15 protein-coding genes are annotated in these 21,921 nt (G+C 48.8%); 11 read left to right on the plus strand and 4 right to left on the minus strand.

Annotated elements, in window-relative coordinates; all coding sequences use genetic code 11:
- Window positions 1–4: 4 nt before the first annotated feature.
- Window positions 5–1,999 carry an acyltransferase family protein gene (locus tag CSR04_RS18810; protein ID WP_102797866.1) on the minus strand — a complete coding sequence of 665 codons (1,995 nt, stop codon included), beginning with the start codon at window positions 1,997–1,999 and terminating at the stop codon, window positions 5–7.
- Window positions 2,000–2,226: 227 nt separating this feature from the next.
- On the opposite strand from CSR04_RS18810, the gene CSR04_RS18815 reads away from it, so the two are divergent.
- Genes CSR04_RS18815 through CSR04_RS18825 form a run of 3 tightly spaced genes read left to right on the plus strand, consistent with a single transcriptional unit; the run spans window position 2,227 to window position 4,880 of the window.
- The gene (locus tag CSR04_RS18815; protein WP_102797867.1) at window positions 2,227–3,180 is read left to right on the plus strand and encodes a Gfo/Idh/MocA family protein; all 954 of its coding nucleotides are present in this window, start codon (window positions 2,227–2,229) and stop codon (window positions 3,178–3,180) included.
- Window positions 3,181–3,183: 3 nt separating this feature from the next.
- On the plus strand, window positions 3,184–3,771 hold the full coding sequence (locus CSR04_RS18820; RefSeq protein ID WP_102797868.1) for an acyltransferase: 588 nt from the start codon (window positions 3,184–3,186) through the stop codon (window positions 3,769–3,771).
- 2 nt (window positions 3,772–3,773) lie between these two features.
- The gene (locus tag CSR04_RS18825) at window positions 3,774–4,880 is read left to right on the plus strand and encodes a DegT/DnrJ/EryC1/StrS family aminotransferase (RefSeq protein ID WP_102797869.1); all 1,107 of its coding nucleotides are present in this window, start codon (window positions 3,774–3,776) and stop codon (window positions 4,878–4,880) included.
- 43 nt (window positions 4,881–4,923) lie between these two features.
- On the opposite strand, the gene CSR04_RS18830 is transcribed toward CSR04_RS18825, so the two are convergent.
- Together CSR04_RS18830 and CSR04_RS18835 are read right to left on the minus strand one after the other, a co-directional pair.
- Window positions 4,924–8,976, minus strand: a complete 4,053-nt coding sequence (locus tag CSR04_RS18830; RefSeq protein ID WP_102797870.1) for an Ig-like domain-containing protein — start codon at window positions 8,974–8,976, stop codon at window positions 4,924–4,926.
- A gap of 112 nt (window positions 8,977–9,088) precedes the next feature.
- Window positions 9,089–9,757 carry a tetratricopeptide repeat protein gene (locus CSR04_RS18835; protein ID WP_102797871.1) on the minus strand — a complete coding sequence of 223 codons (669 nt, stop codon included), beginning with the start codon at window positions 9,755–9,757 and terminating at the stop codon, window positions 9,089–9,091.
- 183 nt (window positions 9,758–9,940) lie between these two features.
- On the opposite strand from CSR04_RS18835, the gene CSR04_RS18840 reads away from it, so the two are divergent.
- From CSR04_RS18840 to CSR04_RS18870, 7 genes are all read left to right on the plus strand, one after another.
- Complete coding sequence (locus CSR04_RS18840) at window positions 9,941–11,185, plus strand: glycosyltransferase (RefSeq protein WP_102797920.1); 1,245 nt, start codon at window positions 9,941–9,943, stop codon at window positions 11,183–11,185.
- Window positions 11,186–11,220: 35 nt separating this feature from the next.
- Complete coding sequence (locus tag CSR04_RS18845) at window positions 11,221–12,987, plus strand: asparagine synthetase B family protein (protein ID WP_245921742.1); 1,767 nt, start codon at window positions 11,221–11,223, stop codon at window positions 12,985–12,987.
- A gap of 2 nt (window positions 12,988–12,989) precedes the next feature.
- Window positions 12,990–13,916: a polysaccharide deacetylase family protein gene (locus tag CSR04_RS18850; RefSeq protein ID WP_102797872.1), complete on the plus strand. Its 927-nt coding sequence runs from the start codon at window positions 12,990–12,992 to the stop codon at window positions 13,914–13,916.
- On the plus strand, window positions 13,916–15,031 hold the full coding sequence (locus CSR04_RS18855; RefSeq protein ID WP_102797873.1) for a DegT/DnrJ/EryC1/StrS family aminotransferase: 1,116 nt from the start codon (window positions 13,916–13,918) through the stop codon (window positions 15,029–15,031). Before CSR04_RS18850 ends, CSR04_RS18855 begins: the two co-directional genes overlap by 1 nt.
- Window positions 15,032–15,120: 89 nt before the next feature.
- Window positions 15,121–16,041, plus strand: coding sequence for a GNAT family N-acetyltransferase (locus tag CSR04_RS18860; protein WP_172449425.1), 921 nt, complete (start codon window positions 15,121–15,123; stop codon window positions 16,039–16,041).
- 37 nt (window positions 16,042–16,078) lie between these two features.
- A complete protein-coding gene (locus CSR04_RS18865; protein ID WP_102797875.1) occupies window positions 16,079–16,864 on the plus strand; it encodes an alpha/beta hydrolase family protein in 786 nt (261 codons plus the stop codon).
- Window positions 16,857–17,690 (plus strand): hydrolase 1, exosortase A system-associated, encoded by an 834-nt coding sequence (locus CSR04_RS18870; protein WP_102797876.1) that lies wholly within the window; start codon window positions 16,857–16,859, stop codon window positions 17,688–17,690. The genes CSR04_RS18865 and CSR04_RS18870 overlap by 8 nt, the downstream gene beginning before the upstream one ends.
- Here the strand turns inward: CSR04_RS18870 and CSR04_RS18875 are convergent.
- Window positions 17,672–19,405: a heparinase II/III family protein gene (locus CSR04_RS18875; RefSeq protein WP_172449426.1), complete on the minus strand. Its 1,734-nt coding sequence runs from the start codon at window positions 19,403–19,405 to the stop codon at window positions 17,672–17,674. The two genes, CSR04_RS18870 and CSR04_RS18875, sit on opposite strands and share 19 nt — an antisense overlap.
- Window positions 19,406–19,654: 249 nt before the next feature.
- Between CSR04_RS18875 and CSR04_RS18880 the strand changes: the two genes are divergently transcribed.
- Window positions 19,655–21,904 carry a hypothetical protein gene (locus tag CSR04_RS18880; RefSeq protein WP_102797878.1) on the plus strand — a complete coding sequence of 750 codons (2,250 nt, stop codon included), beginning with the start codon at window positions 19,655–19,657 and terminating at the stop codon, window positions 21,902–21,904.
- Window positions 21,905–21,921 lie beyond the last annotated feature (17 nt).

Below are 21,921 nucleotides of genomic sequence, written 5' to 3' on the forward strand. Positions count from 1 at the left end.
CCGCCTATTTAACGGTAGCCATTCCATGGCTGTCAACCTGAGCCCGCTGCCAATGCTGAGTTATTTTTCTGGCAATAAGTTTTGCCCCATACAAACTGGGATGATTATCATCAAAGTAAAGGGCATGACCATTTTTCACTGCGGCGCATTGCATATTCTGGCAAAACAGATCTGCGGTATGTATGGCTGTTAGTTTGTCTGAAAAGGGTAATGCATTGAGCTTTTTTAAAATAAATTGATTATCGTTCTGGTAGTCAGTCACAGAACTCTGTTGCTGCAAATTAAGCGGATAACTGTTGGAAAAAATATTTTTAGGTACAACCAGTTTTTGTATGTGATGTCGAAGCTCAGGGACTGGGTAAATAACAAAAACATGCTTACCGGCTTTCAATAGGCTGTCGATTATCTCTTCAAATCCCTGCCAGTACTTTTCCCTGACTTCTTCTAAGCTCAGGGCTTTCGACGGACCAGAAAGAAAATATTCTGCCGAGGTCCAGTGCTGATGGCGATAGAAGCCGTTCAAATAAGCGTTGTACCTGAAATTAAGTACGACATTGGTAATGTGTTGATTACTTGTCAGGGCGTCTATGGAATCCGCCAACCAGTTCTTACATCCAGCGGAGATGATCTCCAGGTACTGGGCTGGTGGACAAGAACTGAAGGTCAGGTGCAGCAGTCCCTCTCCAGTCTCGTCCAGCTCTTCACCCAAAGAATAGGCAAGCTCTACGCCATGGCTGTCGCCAAAAACTGCCCAGGTTGTATTTGGGGTGAAGTATCTGCAAGCCTCCTGTGGCATTAGGTATTGCGTCGTACTGGTATGACATTGCTGCCGGTACGGGCTGGATTTAACCGAAGCGGTATAGTCTGTGACCTCAAACCTTTCGGGGAGGCCATTTTGTAGGCTAAGCACGGCCATAACCAAAGCCACAAACGCCATGCCTGCCCCAGACAGGACAAAAATTCGCGTTCGCGATACTTTTTCTTTGTTCCTAAAGGGGGCTTCGACAAAACGCCAGCTAAAATAAGCCAGAGTAATACTCAGCATAATCAACAGGGCAAAGGTGGTTGGGGTGGGAGGGCTAAGAGATTTTGCTCTGACCAGTGCAAAGATCGGTTGGTGCCACAAGTAGAGTGAATAAGATATCAATCCCAAGAACACCATCCACGGGTGAATAAGTAGCTTGGCAACCATGGTTGCAGGCGTGCAATACAATATCAGTGCGACAGTAGCAGCAACCGGTAACAGAGTGGCCGGCCCTGGCCAGGAATAGCTGCTGTTAAATACATAAAATGAAACCAGTAATACCAATAATGCCGTTAGACAGATAGCTTCGCGCTGTATCACCGATACTCTTAGTTTGTCGCGATTAATCAAGGCGGCCAGCGCACCCGCCATCAATTCCCAGCTACGACTGAAAATCAGGTAAAAGTTGGCATTACTTTGTTCGCTGGCGGCCAGCCAGAGCGCCCAGGCAAATGAAAGTGCCGCTAACGCCAGAATACAGCCTCCCATCCAGTGCTTTTTTGTTTGCCACAAGCTGGCGATTAACAATGGGAAAAAAATATAGAATTGCTCTTCTACTGCCAGGCTCCAGGTATGTAACAGGGGAAACTCTTCTGCTGTCGTATTAAAGTAGCCTGCATCAAAATAGAAAAAAATATTGGAAACAAAAGCGATAACCGCCAGAGCGCTGCGGGCAAAATGCTCCAGTTCGCTGGCGCTCAATAGGCAATACGCCAGAAGTGTCGTGACCGCCAACATAAAAAACAGGGCTGGTAAAATGCGCCTGGCGCGTCTTTCATAGAAATTGACAATGGAAAAACGATTCTTAGCCAGATCATCAAGAATAATCGAGGTAATCAGGTACCCACTAAGTACAAAGAAAATATCCACACCGATAAAGCCGCCATTAAAACCGGGGAATCCAGCATGAAAAAACAGTACTGGCATAACAGCAACGGCGCGCAGCCCATCGATTTCTTTTCTGTAACTTAGCAATGTTCATCCCTCTGTTTTACAACAACATAACGCAGTCGCTGATCGTGTTTGTAATCTGAAAGTCAGTTCACTGTGTTGATTGCAAAGAGCAATGATAAACGCAAAGTACAGAGATTAGATACCTGGTGTATCTTATTTCTTAAGTCGGTAGCCACTGAGGCCTATTTGGCTCTATCATATCCAACAACTGATGACGCTATGTATTAATGAGTTAGGGATTTAATAATATGAAAAATTTTGCACTAATCGGTGCTGCTGGTTATATCGCTCCGCGACATATGAAGGCCATTCGGGACACGGAAAATGCCCTGGTGGCGGCGCTGGATAAGAATGATTCCGTTGGCATTATCGACAGTTATTTTCCCGAAGCGAACTTTTTTACCGAGTTTGAGCGCTTTGATCGCCATGTGGATAAGCTGCGTCGTAGCAATCATCAGAACAAAGTGGATTATGTCAGCATTTGCTCGCCAAACTACCTGCATGATTCCCATATGCGTTTTGCACTGCGCAGTGGTGCCGATGCCATTTGCGAAAAACCCCTGGTGCTGAACCCCTGGAATATCGACGGGCTGCAGGAAATAGAACGGGATACCGGCAAAAAAATTAATACCATACTGCAATTGCGCTTGCATCCGGCCATTATTGCCCTGAAAGAAAAAGTGGCCCGCTCAGCAACAGATCACAAGTATGATGTTGAGCTAACCTATATCACGTCGCGCGGCAACTGGTATCTGAATTCGTGGAAAGGCGAAGAAGCCAAGTCCGGCGGTATAGCGACCAATATCGGTGTACATTTTTATGACATGCTGCATTTTGTGTTCGGCAAGCTGCAGCAGAATCTGGTGCATTACCATTCCCAAACCTGTGCTTCAGGCTATCTTGAATATGAAAAAGCCAGGGTTAGCTGGTTTTTGTCAGTGGATATTAACGATGTCCCGGAAGCCATCCGCGCCAAAGGACAACGCACTTACCGGGCGATTAAAGCCGATGGCGAGGAAATCGAATTTTCCGATGGCTTTACCGATTTGCATACTGTCAGCTACCAGGAAATTCTGGCTGGCAAGGGTTTCGGGCTGGAAGAAAATCGTGTTGCTATTGAAACAGTGTCGGCTATTCGTGACAGCGTGCCACTTGGTTTAGTGGGGGATTACCATCCCTTCTTAAACAACCTCAGGAAGTAGATAATGGCAAATTATCAGGTTCATGAAAGCGCTATTGTTGATGCGGGCGCACAAATAGGTGAAGGGTCGCGTATTTGGCATTTTGTGCATGTGTGTAGCCAAGCCAAAATAGGCAAAGGCGTATCCCTGGGGCAAAATGTGTTTGTGGGTAATCGGGTGGAAATCGGCGATAACTGCAAGATTCAGAACAATGTCTCGGTATATGACAATGTATATCTGGAAGACGATGTGTTTTGTGGTCCCAGCATGGTATTCACTAATGTCTATAACCCCAGATCGCAGATAGAGCGCAAAGCCGAATACCGGGACACCCGGGTCAGACGCGGTGCCACTTTGGGAGCCAACTGTACTATCGTTTGTGGCGTGACCATCGGTGAATGCGCCTTTGTTGGTGCCGGCGCTTTGGTCAATAAAGATGTGCCCGATTATGCCCTGGTGGTCGGCGTGCCGGCCCGGCATATTGGCTGGATGAGTGAATTTGGTGAACAGCTGGACCTGCCACTGGCCGGCGACGCTGAAACGCAATGTCCTCGCTCAGGTGACATATACCGTCTTAGTCAGGGGCGGGTCGTTAAAGTAACAGAGGCATAACGATGCAGTTTATCGATTTGCAAGCGCAGTACCGCCATTTGCAGGCACGTATTGATGGTCGGATTGCTAAGGTGTTGGCCCATGGACACTATATTCTTGGGCCGGAAGTGGCGGAATTAGAGGACCAGTTGGCCGAATACGTTGGTGTGAAACACTGTGTCACTTGCGCCAATGGCACAGATGCGTTGCAACTGGCCTTAATGGCGCTGGGTATAGGGCCTGGCGACGCGGTTTTTTGTCCGACTTTTACATTTTTTGCCACCGCTGAAGTAGTGCCTTTAGTGGGTGCATCGCCAGTGTTTGTCGATGTTGACCCACAATCTTACAATATTTGTCCTGCCGATTTACGCGCCAGAATTGCAGCGACTATCAAAACCGGAAAGTTAACCCCCAAGGCCATTATTGCCGTGGATCTTTTTGGCCAGCCTGCCGATTACGCCCAGCTATCTGCGATTGCTGAAGAGTTTGGACTGCTGTTAATCGAGGACAGCGCACAGGGCTTTGGCGGTAGTTTAGATGGCAAGCGTGCCGGTAGTTTTGGTCATGTTGCGACCACCAGCTTTTTCCCGGCCAAACCCTTGGGATGTTATGGCGATGGTGGGGCGCTATTTACTGACCGGGATGATTTGGCAGAATTGCTGCGCTCACTGCGTTTACACGGTAAAGGGCAGCACAAGTATGATAATGTACGTATCGGTTTAAACAGCCGTCTGGATACTTTGCAAGCCGCTATTTTGCTGGAAAAACTGGCAGCGTTTCCTGCAGAATTAACCAGGCGCAATCAGGTGGCTGATGCATATCATCGAGCTGCTGAAGGGAAGTTTGGTCTGCCCTTGGTGGCACCGCAGTTCACCAGTTCCTGGGCTCAGTACTGTTTGCTCAGCGAAGACAGAACAGCCGTGATGGAAAGACTAAAGCAAGCCGGTATTCCCACCGCCATTTATTATCAAACCTGTATGCACCAACAAAGTGTATTTAAGGCCGGAATTGGCGAAGATGAACATTTTCCGGTGGCAGAGAGACTGGCCGGGCAGATATTCAGTTTGCCAATGCATGGCTATATGAGTAACGAGGAATTGCAGCAGATAACCGCAGCTATTTCGGCCTGAGTGACTGATATAAGAAAAGGGGCTGAATAGCCCCTTTTTGTGTTTAAAGTGAAATCGTCACATCAGCGAATTTAAGCTTCTCGATATGCAATAAGGTATCTTTGCCTTCGTCACTTTGCAGTGCGGTCACGTAAACAGTATCACCATAGGTTTCAATACTGTAGTCTTGGGCTTTGCCATCATACACTGCTGTGTCAGTGCCGGGGCCACCATTAAGGTTGTCATCGCCGTGGCCGCCTTTTAGCGTGTCATTACCACGACTACCGATAATCACATCGCCGTGTCGGTCACCGTTGATAAGCTCGATGCTTACCAGCTCAACATTGGAAAAATCCCAGATTTGACGATAATTGGTGCCGCGGATCTCATCAAAGCCATCGCCGCCATCTATCTTTTCAATACCGGTAATTTCATAGATAGGGATCAGATTGTCCTCTTCATCACCCAACACCACATCGAATCCGTCATCACCGTGGATCCAGTCATTTCTGCTGTCCTGCCCGTGGTAAATAAAAGTATCGTCACCAGGGCCGCCCCACATATGGTCTTCGTGGTCGCCACCTTCAATAATGTCATTGCCCGACGAGCCTATAATCACATCCGGACCGCCTTTACCCAGAATCACATAGGATTCATCGCGACCTGCCAAATCGAAATAGTCTCGCTGACTGGTACCCACCAAAGTACCACCAGAAATGATATTCACCGTGACCGTGGCAGAGGATGTCGCCCCTTTGCTGTCTTCAATCATATAGGTAAAGCTGTCTCTAAGCGCTGAACTGTCTTGTGGCGTGTATTGTATAGCATTGTCTGCCAGCAGGGCATTGCCAGCCGTGGCCGAGGATATTGAGACAACTGTCAGGTCGTCATTGTCCGGGTCAGTATCGTTAACCAGCAGCTCGTAGACGCTGATAACGGTGGTTTCGCCTTCCTGAGCCTCAACCTGATCGGAATTGGCTTTAGGCGGATTATTGCTGGGTACGACCTGCACGTAGATACTGGCCGCAGAAATATCATCACCACTGCGCAACTCGTATTTAAACTCCGCAGACCCCATGGCATCAGTAACAGGCGTAAATCTCATGCTGTTATCACTGAGTAACTGTAAACTGCCCAGAGCAGACGACGCTGTGCCAACAATCCTTGTTTGGATGTCCTGGTCTTCAGGTGTGACATCGTTGCCTAAAGGGAAAAAGATTCGTGATGTATTGATTTCCATCTGTACATAGTCGGGGGCGGCGTATAAACCGGAAAAGGTGGTTTGCGCAAGATTGGAACCCGTTAATGGCATCGTTTGGCCTGGTTCCAGTGCACCGATATTTGTTGTGGTGGTGCCAGCAGAAATACCCGGAATGATAACCCCCGCACCACTTGCAGCAGAATCGCCGTGTAACGTCAGGCTAATACCCTCAAGACTGCGGATATCTGAGAATCTAAGCTCGTCCAACTGGGCATCATAGTTTGCAAATAAGGTATCGTTGTCTATCAGTACGTCGTGATTGCCCAGCGGTGAACTTTTCCACTCATTGAAGCTGGCGGCATTAACCCCCCAGGCGTAAGCCGCCAGATTAAACTCGAACTTTCCATCTGTGGTCCAACCGTTGTAGTCCATCTGTGTCAACGAGTGGCGTGAGCTGTTACGCAACACGGTTGCACCATTACCACTGTTGACGAACAGGTTATTTCTGATATCTAACTGGCGAATATAGCCACTGTCGTTAACCCAGGCGTAATCGCCGCCATAGGTGATATCTGAATCACTACGAATAAAGGTATTGTGATAGATCAGCATGCCATTGGGGCTATCCTGCTCTGGCTTGATTTTAAGTGGGCCACGGCCAGCGTTAACTACCATGTTGTGATGAGCATAAACCGGCCCCCCCCATACAGGTTGGAAGCTCAGGCCATTGGCCAGGTTCGCCAGCAGGTTATGGTGCGCCGATACATTGCGCAGGGAAAAATCGAACTCAACGCCATCGTCACCGGTCCACAGCACCTGATTGTGATGAATATTGATACTCTTATTGGCAATACTGGTTTGCCAGCTCATGCCCAGGGCATCGCCAAAGCCTGACAGGGTATTATTAGAGACTTCGATATTTTGCCCGGTCACCACAATGCCTTCATAATTCCAGGTATCGCTGCTGGTATCGCCGGGCTCAGCTTGTCCCTCAAGCAGATTGTTGTGAATCACCAGGTTAGTATGGCCGCCTTTGGCACTGATACCAGAATAGACCGCTGAGATATGCAAACCTTTAATCTGCACATCGTCGGTATTGCCGCTAATGACCACGCCGGTACCGCCATGGGTTAAGGACAGATCCCGCACCCGGATATGGTTACCTGTAATGGTTAGCAAAGGTCCGGAACCGTTGGACATCACGGTGGCCAGTTGCGCCACGCTACCTTTTAAGGTGATTGGCTTGCTAGCCGTGCCGCTGGCGCTTATTGTCAGAGTGGTAGAATAGGTGCCTGGCGTCAGCTCAATGGTATCGCCTGGTTGCACGTTTCTGATGGCCTGTAGCAACGTTGCGGTGTTGGATACAGTAATGACTCTGCCGGTTGGCGGCAGGTCTATATCGGCGGAAAGCGCCGTGCTGGCACTGATGCTTTGTTCCGCTTGCAAACCATCCGGGTCATGCAGAATCACTTTAAAGTCGTATTCAGTGCTAGGTTGTAAACCAGTCACAATGCCAGCAAAAGACGAAGGTGAAAGGCCTGTGCTGTTTTTGGTGTTTCTGGCCAGTTCAGGGCGAATACGAAATAAATCAATGCTCCGTTGCCATTGATCTGCGTCTGCCTGCTTCAACCATAGTGACGCAGTAGCATTGAAGTTTTTATCGCCACCCAACACCGGTAATAGTAAAGATGCTGATGTGGCCGTCACTCCGTCCATCACCAACTCACCAGCTTGCAGCTTGTTGATATCTGCAGGGTTAGGGGTCGGTGTCCAAACCCAAACTCCATCACTGCCTAAACCGCTGCCGGCGTTCTGCAAACCCAGAAAAATGTCCTGCTGCGCCTGATAGATAAACTTATCGAATACCTTACCTGCTCCTTTTCCGCTGTGGCTTGGGGTTTGAGGCTGGTTCTCATTCCAGATAACTTCAAACTGATTGGTGCTGGGATCCCAGGTAATAAGCTCGGGGCCACCGTTCCAGATATAGAATTTTTTATCGACAGGACGATAATTAAAGGCGGCCTGTCTTAAATCCATGGAGTAATTCAGTTCTTCAAGCGAGGGATAAGCGACTAACTGCTCTGCCGCTACCGAATTAGCCCGTACGTCCAGTTTGTAGATGCCCTTATCATTTGAGCTATAAAATTCATTCGTTTCCGGATTGACAAACAGTGTGGAAACTACGGATGTTCCGCCTAAATCTCTTATCGGTCCAAGGCTTTTCTGCGTGCCGTCAGGTTTTACTAGCAGTGCATTGTGAGCGCTGCCGGAAATAAACAGCATATCGCCATTGGCACGCACGGCTGATTTAGGGTAATGGAACGTATGTTCACTGACATATTTAGTCCACTGTCTGGATTGTGGAGAAAATTCCCAAACGGTGTTTTCATGTGGTGCATGAGAAGGTAAATTCACACCACCATAACCGGCACTGCTCGCCATCCAGATGCTATTGGTGACTGGGTTCCACAAAATACCGTCGTAAGTGTGAGGAGACAGCGGAGTAGATGCAGGAATATGCACGGTGTACGCTGGCAGTTCACTATGTGGTTCCGCTACTATCAGTGGGGCTGGATCGGTGAGTCGGGTCCAGACATTTTCATTCAAATCCAATTGGTAAACTTCGTTGCCACCATAGTCTGAGTGACCACCGCCGAAGAAATACATGGTGTTACTGTGTTTATCGAACACACTGCTGTTCCAGGCGTCAAATACTGCCGTGGGCCCGACAACGCCCCAGAAATTTGCACTATTGGTCGTGGCCACCATATTGTCATGGGCCTGCTTGGTAAACGCCACATCATTAAATTGATTGGTCGTTGTCAATTTCTGCCAGTCGGCATATACCTCACTGGGAACAACAAGGGGTAAACAACATAATAATCCGGCAACAGGAAATTGAACTCGCTTAAACATGATAATTTCTCGGGGTACTGTTCAACTTTAAAAGTTTAGAACACAGGGTTACGAGTATGGACCCCGCAAAACTGCATATTCACAAAAGATTCATTCTGCTATCTGGGTCCGCCTAGTCCTCCTTTACACCACTATTATTGCCTGCTTTTTGTTCAAGCAGGTTACGTAATCCCTGCAATGGGTAGTGATTTTTATACGCAATGTCGGCATGTTCGGATGCTTTGTCCAGTTGCCCGGACTTCACGTAAAGCAGCCCCAGGTTGTAATGGATTTCAGGGTTATCTGGTTGCAATTCAAGGGCTTGTATATAGTATTTTTCTGCTTCGTCGAGGCGGGATGTCAGTTGTAAATGGCTGGCATAAAGCATCAGGCTAACAGCGTCCCTTGGCTGCATATAAATCGCCCGCTTGAAGTAGCAGTCGGCAGTGTAGTAGATATCCATGACCTTAAAATTCATCTTCTTCTGGCGCTGATATTTCGCCATAGACGCCAGTGCCCGATGATAATTAGGAATGGCTCTAAGCGTGTAGTCCAGATCTCCGATAATGGTGTTTCTGCTACCTGCAATATGGTTTTCAACAGATGTTGTAAAGTGGGCCCCCAACACAATGGGCAACCTGTCCTGATGCGCCGGGTTAGTGAAATCCCAGGGGCCATAAGCATTACTGAGCGGCTTACCAGGTTCTATGCCACAACTTTGATTATTGCGGTCCGCTGCGGCAAACACCTGAAAGCAGCTAAGTAAGGTAAGGTTGAGAATTAGAAATCTGAATAAAGACATAGGTTCCAATAATTATACCTTTAGTTTTGGACATTATAGGGGGATTAACCAGCAACTTCACTAAGCATATCGCATCGATTAGGGTAAATAGTCGATGTACTAACAATATTTTATGGATAACAAGTTGAATAGAAATATTAATAAAGCTTAAATAGAGGCCTCTTGGAATGGGGATTTTATTTGGTGTCTAAGCGCGTCCTGTATATTGCTTTTCATTTTCCACCAATTCAAACCAGCAGTGGTGTTCATCGGACCCTGGCATTTAGTCGTCATCTGGCTGAACAAGATTGGCATGTCCGGGTGCTGACGGTGGATAACCAAGCGTATGAGCAGCAAAATGAAACCCAACTGAAATTTATTCCGGACAATGTATCTGTGGTCAGAGCATTCGCCAGAGACACGGCCCGGCATTTTTCATTTAAAGGCCGGTATCTCGCCAGTATGGCGGTACCTGATCGTTGGCAAAGCTGGATATTCGGCGGGGTATGGGCCGGATTAAAGCAAATCTGGCGTCTGCGACCGGATGTGATTGTTTCGACCTATCCTATTGCGTCGGCACATTTTATAGGCTATTTCCTGCACAAGCTGACTGGCGTGCCCTGGGTAGCGGATTTTCGCGACCCTATGCTGCAAGATGGGTACCCCAGCCAGCCGGCTATTCGACGCGCCTTTGCCTGGATTGAAAAAAAAGCCGTTAAACATTGCAAGCACATTATTTTTACCAGTCCTGGTGCCGTCGACCTTTACCGGCAAAGGTTTCCAGATGTTGAAGATAGGCGTTGGCAACTTATTCCTAATGGTTTCGACAGTAAAATGTTTGAAGCAGTACCCGAGCCGCAAAGCGATACGCACATATCTGGCCGAGTGACATTGTTGCATAGCGGCACCATTTACCCTGAAGAGCGCGATCCCCGCCCCCTGTTCCAGGCTTTATCTGAACTCAAGCATGAAGAGCCGCGATTAGCAGCACAATTGCGGCTGGTTTTGCGTGCAACCGGGCACGACCCGCTGTTTGCACCAATGTTGAAAGAATATGATATTGAGGATCTGGTTGAGTTGGCGCCGGGTATCGACTACCTGTCTGCATTGCAGGAAATGTTGCAAGTGGACGCCTTGTTGTTAATGCAAGCCAGCAATTGCAACTATCAAACGCCAGCCAAGGCTTATGAGTATATTCGTGCCAAACGACCTGTGTTGGCATTGACCGATCCCTGCGGCGACACGGCCAAAGTCATATTAGAATCCGGCGTGGCACTGGTGGCTCCTCTTGACGATAAGCACGCCATAAAGCAGGCGTTGCGTGATTTTATAGTCGGGCTGCAGGAAAGTCGTTTTACGTATCTAAGTGATGCCAACATCGAACAGTTTTCGCGCCAACACCAGGCCAAGACATTCACCCAACTGTTGGATAACATTGTCCAGCAATAGCATTACTTGCAGCCAGGCAGGGAGAATAAACAGATATGACGCAAGTGCAGCCGCATACGCAACCCCAAAAACCACTTAATGCCCCCCATACATTGCATTGGGAGGATGGCCTGTCGGGTTCAATTAGCATGGTCAGTATTGTAACTGAGCATGCGCAGACAGTGCTGGAAAGCGAGGGTATGCAAATTTGCGTATTAGGCAGAGTTCGCTCCTATGGCCAGGACTATGCAACGGATTTATCTTGGTTGCCTGGCTGTCTGAATAACGCCGATTATTACTCGCAACTGGCTGGCTTTTTTGCCCTGATAGTGCTGGACAAAAAGCAGGGGCATATCCGCCTGATTAGTGATCATGTCGGCAGTGTTCCGCTGTATTTAATGCAGCACCATGGAGAATGCGTGATTAGTGATTCTCTAAAGTTGTTGGAGCCCAGGTGGGGTCAGCAACAGGGCCAACTGAGTCATCAGGCCTTGTTTGATTATTGCTTTTTTCACTGTATTCCTTCCCCCCGTACTTTGTTTACACAAGTAAGCAGAATCAATCCCGGCGCAGAATTGTTGATCGACTCACAAGGTAAGGTTGCAGAGAAAAACTGCTACAGTCCGGCGTATCGTTATAGTCAGGCCAGTGAATCAGAATTAAAAGCCCAATGTAAGCAGGTGATTGACGACGCAGTAAGGCGCAATATTGCACCTAAGTCAGCGGCATTTTTAAGTGGTGGTCTGGACAGTTCAACCGTGGCGGGCATGTTTGCCAAGTATCAGCCCAACGCCCCAACCTTTTCTATTGGTTTTGATGCTAAAGGGTATGATGAAACCCACTATGCGCAAATTACTGCTAAGCGGTTCTCAACGCAGCATTATGTGCACTATTTACAGCCGCAGGAAATCGTCGACAACTTTGTTGAGGTGGCTGGCTATTTTGATCAGCCATTCGGTAACTCCTCAGCAATGGCGGCCTATGTTTGCGCCAAGATAGCCAAAGAAAACGGCTTTGATGTGATGCTGGCAGGGGACGGCGGTGATGAGATCTTCGGTGGTAACGAGCGTTATGCAAAGCAGAAAGTGTTTGAACGTTATGACTATGTACCATCACCATTGAGAAGTATGCTGGAAGTACTGCTGAACAGTCCGCTTGGTAAACTGCCTGGTTTCAAGAAAGGTCTGAGTTATGTGCAGCAGGCCAGTATCCCTTTACCTGACCGCTTGGATACCTACAATTTCCTTAACCGCTTCAACCTGGAGAGCATTTTCAGTGGCGAGTTTCTCAACACTGTAGACGTCGAGCTGCCAAAACAAGCCAAACGGCAGCGCTATCAACAATGTCAGGCTGACCATCCGGTAGAGCGCATGATGTACCTGGATTGGAAGTTCACCCTGGCCGACAACGATCTGGTTAAGGTATCACGCATGTGCCAAAAGGCCGGAGTCGAAGTTCGCTATCCCTTGTTTGAAAAAGAAGTGGTGGATTTCAGTTGTACGGTACCTGCTGAGATAAAGCTGCCTGGAGACAAGTTAAGGCACTTTTATAAAGAAAGCTTTCGCGGCTTTTTAGCTGACGAGACACTGGAAAAGTCTAAACACGGCTTCGGCTTACCCTTCGGGGTTTGGATGAAGGAACAGCCCGTCCTAAGGGAACTAACCAATAGTGCTCTGGCCGGGCTGAAGAAGCGCAATATCTTCCAACCAAGCTTTATTGAACAGGCGCTGCAAGTATATGACTCTGGTCATGCCAATTACTATGGTGAACTGATCTGGATCCTCGTGGTTCTGGAGTTGTGGCTGCAGAGCCGGGGTCTTTAATTATGTTGCATTGGGGATTATCTCTGGCAGGAAGGCTGCTGAACAGAGGCAAGCTGAGTATTCTGATTTATCACCAAGTGTTGGCCGAATTTGATCCTATGCGGCCCAATGAGCCAACTGTGCAAGTGTTTGACTGGCAAATGGCCTTGCTGGCTAAATATTTCACACCATTGTCGCTGGATCAGGCTATTAAAGGATTGGCGCAGGATAACCTGCCCGCCAATGCCGTATGCGTGACGTTCGACGATGGTTATCTGAATAACCTGACATTGGCTCAACCCATTCTGGCCAAATACAACATTCCCGCCACGGTTTATATTGCCACCGCCTTTAGTGACGGTGTCAACATGTGGAATGACAGAGTAATGCATTTGTTTGCCGACCCAAACCGGGACTCGCTGTTATTGGATGAAGACAAGGTGGTACTGGCAGATATGGAGCAGCGCCGAGCTGAGGCATACAAGCGCCTTAAGCAGTTGAAACATCTGGATATGCAATCGCGTTTAGGCAAAGTATCGCAGTGGTATCAGCAGAACCTTGCCAATGAGCAAGCCCCTTTAATGATGACGCCAGCCGAGGTCAGAGAATTGGCGCAGTTGGGAATCACCATCGGCGCGCATACAGTAAACCATCCCATTTTAAAAGTGCATGACGAACCAACCCAGCAATGGGAAATTGAAACCAGTAAACAGCAACTGGAATCCTGGCTCGACAAGCCGGTGGAGCATTTTGCGTATCCTAATGGGGTATGGCAGCAGGATCTGGACGAGACCACGGTAAGCTTGGCTAAACAGGCCGGATTTAAGACTGCGGTGATTACCAACTGGGGTAAGGCCACTGGGAATACCGATTTCCATATGCTACCGAGATTCACTCCTTGGGACAGACAGTCGGTTATGTTCCAAACTCGACTGGTCAGGGGCGGCTAATGCATAAACAGATACATGCACCAATAGTATTTCCGGCACCGCTCGCCAATGCCAGTCAGTTTCCCAGTGCATCAATAAAAGCAGTACCGGGCTTTTCAAGCGCTGGGTTTAGCTTTTTCCGCCGTCAGAAACTGGGTGATGATTTATTACTGACAAAGCATGGCCGAAGCGCTTTGGGATTTGCGGCAACAGCGCTAAAACGACCCGACAGGAACAAGGTGCTGGTTCCTGCTTATCATTGCCCCGCTTTGGTTGAACCTTTCATATGGGCTGGCTACGACATAGTGTTTTATCCTCTGGAAAAAGATTTGTCTGTTTGTGCCACAACCCTTGGAAATTTGCTGAAAGAGGGAGCAACCCATTGCGTTGTCGTCAACTTTTTCGGCTGCAGAAAACCTGATGGCGTGATACTCGAGCAGTTAGCGTCGGCAGGTATCCAGGTCATTGAAGACTATGCTCATGGCTTGCCGGCATTTTTTAGCCATAAAGATTTACACCCAGCAGTGGCTGCGCGGATTTGCAGTGTAAACAAGATCCTGCCTTCCATTGATGGTGGTTTGCTGAAGATGCGCCAATTACCAGCATGTCGATTTGCGCCCCGCAGCGGCATAGAAGAATTAAAGGCCTGGCTGTATTTACTTGGCATCACTGAAAAGTTAAACAGGTTCCGGGTAAAGCGCGATGTAAACGCGGCGACAACAACAACGGAAGCTTGTGGCACATTGCGCTATTTCGACGAAAACGAATTGACGCAATCCGGGTTCAATTCTACCAAGCTGTTGGTGACTCACTGTAATTTAGACTGGGTATCAAAGAAAAGACGCCTTAACTATGTAAAGCTACTTGAGGCGTTGCGTGATTCGGGGCTTGGCCGCCCTCTCTACCCTGAACTTTCCGATGCCATTCCGTATGTGCTGCCGTTTTTACTCTACGATGCATCCAGCTTCGAGACCATAAGAAAGCAAGGTATTCAGATCCTCAGATGGGAAGAGGTGGCCGAGTCTGATTGCCAGGTGAGTCAGCATTACCGCACCCACCTTATTCAGATACCTTGCCACCAGTATCTCAACCAACAGGAGATAAGCATGATCGCACGTGCTTTTAATGGCCAATGAAGGTCGACATATCGATACATAGCTGCTCAGAGTTTCAAGACTATAAACAGAATTGGAACGCGCTAGCCGCAAAGCACGTACTGCCGATTTTGTCTGATGTATTTATTGCTGCGCTGCTGGCTAGCTTTGCTGATGATTCGGTCAGGCTGGTGGTAGGACAACGGGCTGGAAAAGTCGTCTTGATGGCATTTATGCAAAAAGTGGGTTTTGCCCGTTGGTCCAGCTTTATGCCATCGCAGGAGCCAGTTTGCCTGTACCTTAGTGAAGATGGTGTGATTGATGATATTAGCCTCAGGGCTATTGCTAAGGCGTTACCTGGGGTGGTTTTGCAAATTGATCTGTTGCAGGTGGACAATGTTATCTTGTCTCCTGCGGCTAACTTAAAAGCCATGCCATATATAGAAACAGGCGCCCTGGATGTACCTGCAGATTTTCCTGCATACTTCGCTTCCTTGGGGAAAAACTTACGACAAAACTATAACAAGGTGGTTAACCGCGCCAGCAAAGACAATTTAAATCTGAGCATTGAACCTTGGACCAGCCCTGAGCAAGTTGAGGAAGGCGTGAGGCTGTATGGCGAAATTGAGAGTGCCAGTTGGAAGGCCGAGCATAATACCGCTATCAGCCCAACCAATCAGCAAGGGATCTTTTATACCCGGATGATGCGTGAACTGGCCGAACGAGGTCAGGCTGTCGTTTGGCTTTACAAGATTAATGACGAAGTGGCCGCCGTTGACCTATGCGTACACAATCAGGGTACCCTGATTATTCTGAAAACCACCTATAAAGAAGCGTTTTCCAAGTTGTCCCCCGCGCTGCAATTAAAAGTGGATATGCTCAGATACTATGCCGAGCAAACCCCAGCCAGTATTAAGCGGATTGAGTTTTATGGGAAGGCAATGGACTGGCATAAGAGGTTGAACTCTGAGCTTAGATGGATCAATCACCAAACCTGGTACAAAGCGGGTTGGGTTGAAGGTTTAATCGGTCTTGTGCGCCGCTTAAGATAGCGAAGGGCATTGTTGGCATGAGCTGTGGGGACATATTTTGATTAGTGGGCATTTTGTACAAAGTCAGCAGGGCAAAGTGTTTGTCAGTCGCTTCGGTGAACAGCACAGCCATACCGGCGTGTTGATCCTGCCGCCGCTGTTCGAGGAAATGAATCTGTCCAGAGCCGTGCTGGCTAAAGTGGCGCAACATATTGCTGCCAGTGGCACAGCGGTATATATGATGGATTACGCCGGTACTGGCGACAGCGAAGGTGAAATCGATGAGGTGGATAGCGAACTGTGGCTGCAGAACACCCTGGATGTAGGGCACTGGTTAAGCCAGCAAGGGGTTGACCAGATAATCCTGCTAGGGGTTAGATTTGGCGCGTTGTTACAACTGCATTTTCAGCAGTCATTGCATAACGCCTTCAATATCAAAGCTCAGATTGTCTGGAAACCGCTGACCAGTGGCAAAAACCTGTCAAATCAGTTGCTGCGCCTTAAACACACTAATCATGTACTGGCCGGTGGTGAAAAAGTTGACTGGCGGGGGCGGATTCAACAGGGTGAAACTATCGAAGTGGCGGGATACCCCATCAACGAGCGCCTGTTAAGCAGTATTGAAGCCCTGGCATTAAGTCCTGAGCTGGCACCGCTTTCTGCGCTGGACTGGTTGGAGCTGGGGACAAAAATGCTGTCGCCAGCACTTGGCAAATTTCAGCAAGGTTGGCCACAGGTACGTTTTTCTCCCATCGCTGGCCAGACGTTCTGGCAAAGTCCAGATATCTATGCAGAGCCCGCGCTGTATCAGATACATAAAGAGATAATCAGTCGCTATGAATAAGGAAGCCGCAGTGGTTTTCCCGGTGTCGGGACAACAATGCCTGGGTATTTATCACCAGGGCAAACCAGCAAATTTTCATACCGGTGTGCTGATTGTGGTGGGCGGTCCCCAGTACCGTGTTGGCAGCCACCGCCAGTTTATCCAGCTGTCCCGCGCGCTGGCGAACGAAGGAATTGCCTCCTTGCGCATTGATTACCGAGGTATGGGCGACAGCCACGGGCAAAAACAATCCTTCGACCAGATAGATGAAGACATTCATGCTGCACTGGATGCCTTTGCTGCTGCCAGCGGCCTCAATCGGTTTGTGATTTGGGGGCTGTGTGATGCTGCATCGGCGGCTTTGATCTACGCTCATCAGGACAACCGGGTGGCAGGATTGGTGCTGATGAATCCCTGGCTAAAAAGTCAGGCTGCTCAGGGGCAAACTATGCTAAAGCACTATTATTTGCAGCGACTGCTGAGCCGGGCGTTCTGGAAGAAACTGTTACGCGGCGGGGTAAACCTTAAAGCCAGTGTTCAGGACGCTAAAGGCTTTGCTAAAGATGCAACCGCACAGGATTCAACCACCAGTGACAGTTATCAGATGCGTATGCTCAATGGCATACAGCAAGGCTCTGCCCCTATTTGCCTGATTTTAAGTGGTAATGACCTGACTGCCAGGGAGTTTGAGCAGGTTGCATTCAATCACAAACAATGGAAAAAGGCGTTAAAAAATAAGGCCGTGATTCATGCCATCAAAGACGCGGATCACACTTTTTCCAGCCGATCCTGGAAGCAGCAGGTTGAACGAATCACTGCCGATTTTGTTCAGTCGGTTACCGGCTGAAAGGTCCAGGTGATTGACGCCTTGCCGTGGTCGGTTTTGACTGCGCCGCCCAGTACCTGAAAAGGTCCGTCCGACCAGGCTTTACCTTTGGCCAGCTTAGGTTGTTGGCGTAACGGCTGTTCAAGCTGTTGAGTGAATTGTAAGCTGAACGGTGACTGACAGGCTGGCAGCCCTTGCATACTGACAGTCAGCTGCATTTGTGGCGTTAATCTGATGCTTTGTTGTGGCGTTGCATCTATGCAGCGCCATTGAGGTAAATCCGGCAGATTCAGGTGACTGAATAGTGTGACGTCAAGCTGTTGGACACTGTCTGTCACTGCCAGGCTGCCGTCTTTGGCAAAGGTAAAGCGGCGGCTAACCAACCCGGGTTGAGCATTGCGCAAATAGGCTGGGGTTAAGTCCAGACTGATATGGCTTTGTGGCCCCGGTTGATAGGCCAATAGCTCTGACCTGATGTAGGTACGGTTCTGAGCATTTTCCTGCAGCCAATGTTCGACCGAACGAATAGCGCTGCCATGGGGCATAGACATATGCTGGGAGCCGTCTTCCTGACGTTTTTTAAAGATATGGGTCGGCTGATAGTTAGTGTCGGCGACCGACAGATTCAGCAGATTCTTGGCATTACTGCGAATTCCGTAATACAGACGAAAATCAGCTAAGATGCTGCCGTACACTGCTCCATCTACCGCCACGGGCTTACCCTGGGCAAAGTAAATGAAATGCCCTGCGTCGGCATGCTGGTGATGACTGAATTGCTGGCCGCCGTTGATCAGTACATAGCTGTCGTCCGCTCTCCAGCCGGTGCGCAGCACTATTTGGTTTAAATAATTACGACCAAAGATGGCCTGATTGGGTAACCAACCATCAAATACCGCCAGACCTTGATCTGCGTTGACCTGGTAGTCAAGTTTGGGGTCATAAACAAAGGGAATTAACCAATGGTTTGTGCGGTGGTAGCTGGCACGGCCGTGGCGATGCTGGATATAGCCAGCAAAGGCAATAGCTTCGGGCGCTTTGGTCAGTTTGGCCAGTAGGTCGATAACCTTTTTGCTTTCGTCTTTCAGATCGACCCTGCTGCCCTCATCGCCAGTTGCCTGGATCTGGCCGTCGGGACGGGTCATATAGATATGCCACAACGTATTGCGTCTGGCCAGATTAAGCAGTTCATTTTTCAGGCCACTATCTTGACCACTGGTGAGGTAGGCCTGCAAAGCCAGAAAGAAGGTCAAGCCGCGATTTTGGATCCAGTAGTTATACCCACCGGGCCAGCCTTCGGTGAGGCTCAACGCCATAACGCTTTGCTTAAAATGGTAGAAAGCGCGCTCTAATAACTCTCCCTCAGAATACAGGCTGGCAGCCACAATAAAGGCTTCTGCCCCTAATGAGAATCTGCCGTGCCACAGCGAGGCATTACCGTCATCCAGCACTGACAGGCATTGTTCAAGAGAAGCGCTTAACTTTGCTTCCAGTAACTGGTAATCCAATTCCGGAGCAACATATCTGAGCTGATCCAGAGCCAAAGCCAGACGCCAGTCCTGATTGCGATTGCCTGCCGCTGTGCAAGGGACGGAGGCAGATGCTTCGGCAAGGGATTTGACCCTATCGGCAACCTGGCGGTTTGGCGTTAAGGCAAGGCAAGCCAGCTGGTTGTTGAAGTTTTGCGAAGCACATAAGCGCTGTGCAGAAGTATCCATGCTAGCTAGGTAGGTCGACATCTCTGAGCCGAGTCTGACCGGGGCCATTAACCGTGGATACAAGGGACTTAATCTTAGCGACTCTCGTTGCATTATTGGCGCGGTGAATGCCCCGGAGATAGGCAGTTGAGCCAGTCCCAACCTATTTGTGACAAGGGCAATGGAGATAGCAATCAACCAGGAAAGAAGCGACACTATGCAAAGTGTAGAGATACGCATAAGCTCAAATGTAATTCATATTAGTCAATAGCTTACAGGGAGATAGGGAGAATGAGAATCCCACAATTTGGCTCGTGGGGCATCGCCGAGTGGATGACAAGAGCCACCGGTCTGCTGTTTTTAATCCTCGCTTTTTACGGCATCTCGGGTTTCCCTGTCTTTCAATCAGTGCTGATTGGCTGTGCGCTTGTTTATTTGCTGCTGATGTTTTTGTTCCCCATGAGTTGGCTGATTGCTGTGCCTTTGTTTTGTGTCGGGGTGGATTTAACCCAAAGCAGTGGCCGCTTTATCATTAACGAATGGGATTTTTTATTGTGGTTGACTATCGCCGCTGGTTTTCTGTCCGGCAAGGTGGCATGGCCAGGCATAGGGTATCGGAAGATGGGCTTGCTGGTATTGTTGATCATGATGTTGGCAGTCTCAGGCAAGGTTTGGTTGTTAATGCAGTACCTGGTCGAGCCTATTTGGCATAACCCTTATTATCAGGATGCTTATGCGGCCAAGCTGGCAAAAACCGCTATTTGGGCGCTGATGTTACTGCCCATGTTGTTTTGGGGACTAAAAGACAAGAAGGCATTTGTGCATTGGCTTGTTCTGGGCACCACCTCGGCTGCCCTGTTATTGCTTGTTACTGTGCTGTGGGAACGCGGGGTGTTGGCCGTATTGGCCGAGCAAGGCCTGGGATATGGTTTTTTAAACAGCCTACTTGATGCCAGTTCTTCCTATCGTACCACCGGGCTTTTCAGTGAAATGCATACAGGAGGGGAAGTCATTGATGGTGTGATAGTTTTACTGCTGCCATTCGCACTGGCTGGATTGATACAGGAAAAGCAATGGCTTAAAGCGCTTAGTGGCATGGCGTTGCTGGCTTTGCTATATGTCACCTTTGTCGGCTTTACCCGCACCACCTATGTGGCAGTGCTTACCGCCGTTTTTATTTTCCTGCTAATGCATCTGTATGCCCGGAAAAAGCAATCCGCTATATCGGTGCGCGACTGGCTTTTACCCCTGCTTTTGTTCGTTGCGCTTTGCGCTTTGGCGCTGAAACTAACCGGCAGTATTGGTGGTGTAATTGTCGTCGGAACTTTACTTGGAGCTGTTCTGGTCTTAAAAATAAAGACATTAAATAGCGCGGTGCAGAACGTGTTATTGGCCATTGGAATAGGTTTTGCCATTTATCAGTTGGCTATCAATCACTTCTCGCATAAGTGGATTGTCGTGGACCAACTTAGTATAGGGCTACTGATTTTGGCTGCTGTGCTCATGCCATTCGCTCTACTGTTATTGGCCAGCAGATTAAAGCCATTGCGAACATCTCAACTGGCCTGGGTACTGATAATGCTGGTACCTGCCCTGGTATTAACCCGGCAAATGGCCGGGGGCTATCAGATTGGTAATCGCCTGGAAGCTGTGCAGGCCGATCTGCAAACCCGATTCGATCACTGGCAAAGCGTAATACAAAGTGGCAATACTGATGTGTTGAGTCTTTTATTCGGCAATGGTGTTGGCAGTTTTCCCCGCAATTACTTATTGGCACATCCTGATTCGATAAGCCACACCGGCAGCTTTGATATTCGCCAGGATGCACAGGGTGAAACTTTGCTGTTGGGTGGCAGTGAAGATATGGCCGTAGGGCAAAGAGTCAGTGTACAAGGCGGTGCTCCGCTCAAGGTAACGGCCAGGGTGACCAATCCTGCACAAGCGAGGTTGGGTGTTTACTTGTGTGAGCGCAATGTGATCTTTGCCAGCAATACACAAAGAAAATGCAGCGGTACTTTTTTTGATGCGCCTCAGTCGGCATTCGCCGAAGAGCTCAGTTTGACTATACCCCTCGATGGTTGGGCTAATCAGACTTTGCCAGTTCATTGGCCGCATTTTTTCCATATTAAAAACTACACGGCTGGCGCGTTGGTGGAAGTGCATTCTTTACAGCTATGGCAGAACGGTAAGGCCCTTCTGCACAACAGCGATTTTTCAAAGGGCAGCGACCATTGGTATTTTTATAATGATTTTGCGCACTTGCCCTGGCATATCAAAAATACCTATTTGCATTGGTATTATGAACTGGGTGTGGCGGGTGTGACGTTACTGGTATTGATGTTCGTTGCGGCCTTACGTGGTCGCCAGGGTAATAACCGCTACTACCCTGCGATGGTGGCGGGTGTATGTGGATTTGCCGTTATTGGTTTATTCGGCACGCCACTTGATTCTGCCAGGGTATCACTGTGGTTTTATCTGGGGCTGTATGCTTTGCTGGTCACAAACCGGGACGCAGATGAGCAGGATTTGAAGGCTGTCTGAGCGCTTCAAATCCGCTT

Source organism: Bowmanella denitrificans (assembly GCF_002887595.1).
Lineage (GTDB): Bacteria > Pseudomonadota > Gammaproteobacteria > Enterobacterales > Alteromonadaceae > Bowmanella > Bowmanella denitrificans.